The sequence below is a fragment of the Fretibacterium sp. genome, from assembly GCF_057312375.1.
Map to the genome: position 1 here is coordinate 1 of NZ_DBHLDX010000041.1, position 1,913 is coordinate 1,913.

Below are 1,913 nucleotides of genomic sequence, written 5' to 3' on the forward strand. Positions count from 1 at the left end.
CGGCCCGCGCGAGCTTCAGCGCCGCCTCCGCCGCGGCGAGGTCGGCGCGGCCCCGGTCCTCGTCCCGGGCGTCCAGGGGCGTGGGCACGGCCGGAACCATCCTCGCCACGACAGTCTTCCCCGCGGCGACCGCATCGCCCGGCCGGACCTCCACCCGCAGCAGGCGGCCGTCCACCGGCGCGGACACCGTGTAGGCGTCGCGGACCCGCGTCCGCCCCTCCTCGTCCACCGTCAGGGTCATGGGCCGCCGGGCCACCTCCTCCATTTCAACCTCCAGAGGGAGGGGGCGGAAGGCATAGGCCAGAGCGGCGGCGATCAGGGCGATGGCGCCGAAGGTGAAGAACTTCCTCGAAATTTTCTTGTGCATCTTTCAACGGCTCCCTTGTCCGTTACTCCCTCGTCTTGATGACGGCAACGAGGTCTGCCCTGTCCATGATCCTCTTCACCAGCCACCCTGAAACGACGGCGGACCCCAGGACCACCACGGCCCCGGTCCCGGCGCTCGCCGAGGTGAAGTTGGTCGGGATCTGGTAGAGCTCCATGCTGAAGGCCTCGGCGAACAGGAAAAAGGCCCCGTAGCCGAGGATGCTTCCCCCCGCCAGCGCCGCGAGGGTGACGACCGCCAGCTCGCCCAGCAGAACGAAGGCCGTCTCCCCCTGGGTGAAGCCCATGACGCGCAGGCTTGCCAGGTCCCGGGCGCGCTCGGCGTAGGCGATGCTCGCGGCGTTGTAGACCACGCCAAAGGCGACCACGCCGGCGATCGCCAGGATGAGGTAACGCATGGAGCCGGGCCCGCTGTCCATCTGCTCCCGAAACGCCACGCGGGAGTCGCGCTTTATTCGGACCCCTGCGATAGAGGGCATCCGCTTGAGCGCCCGGTAGATGGAGGAGGCCTTCGCTTCATCGATCCGAAGCCAGGCCCCGGAGACGCGATTCGGCTCCCGCAGTGCCCGGTTCAGGGAGTCCAGGTCCATGAAGGCCGGCTCTCCCATCACCGTCCCGGCCACGCCGACGACGGGGAGGGAGAGCCGCGGCCTCCGGCCCGTCCGCACCTCGACGTCCAGGACGTCGCCCGCTCGCACGCCCAGCGTGTTCGCAAGGGTCTGTCCCAGGACGAGCCCGCCCGGGCGCAGGGGGATGGGGCGCAGATCGGCGTCGAGGGCGAGGTTCAGTCGCTGGGGCGAGATCAGGCCGTCGATCGTCCCGTGATGGTCGCGAAGCCCGTGGCGCAGGATGACGGGGACGCTGCGCGCCGGCTCCACCTCGATCACGCCGGGCAGGCTGCGCAGCTCGTAGAGCGTCCGGTCCGAGGCGGCGTCGTTGAAGGTGACCACCAGGTTGCTGCGGTCGAAGATGTCGAAGGTCAGGGACACCGTCGTGTCGAAGCTCTTCAGGATGGCGATCATGCCCACGGACAGCGCCATGCCGAAGGCGATCCCCGCCGCCGCCCCGATCATGCGTCCCGGACGCCGGAGCAGGCGGCGCAGCACCATGCGGCAGGGCTGGTCCAGGCGCGCGTCGAGGCGCCTGCTCAATCCTCCGGTGCGGCTGTAGTCCGGCGGGGCGGGTGGCCGCATCGCGGAGGCCGGGGTCAGTGCAAAGACGCGGCGCAGGACGAAGCAGCCTCCGACCGAGGCCGAGCCGATGCTCACCAGGAACCCCATGAGGAACGGCCTGGGGTCGGGGCGGAAGGTCAGGGAGGGAAACTTGAAGTGGATCAGGTAGACGCCGGCAAGAGCCCGGCCCGCCAGCACGCCCAGGACGCACCCCGCCGCAGCGCCCAGCGCGGCGATGGCGACCACCATCTTGAAGTAGTGGAGGCCCACTGCCAGGTCGGTGTAGCCGAAGGCCTTGATCAGCCCGATCTGCTCCCGCTCGGAGTGGACCATGCGCGAGACGACGAGGGTGAGCAG

At 69.9% G+C, this 1,913-nt stretch carries 1 protein-coding gene and 1 pseudogene; both read right to left on the bottom strand.

The window, feature by feature from the left end; translation table 11 throughout:
* Positions 1 to 367, bottom strand: a pseudogene (locus ACO41U_RS07195) (efflux RND transporter periplasmic adaptor subunit); the annotation flags it as partial.
* Between the two features lie 22 nt (positions 368 to 389).
* A partial coding sequence (locus ACO41U_RS07200) for an ABC transporter permease (RefSeq protein ID WP_485942734.1) occupies positions 390 to 1,913 on the bottom strand: 1,524 nt, incomplete at its 5' end.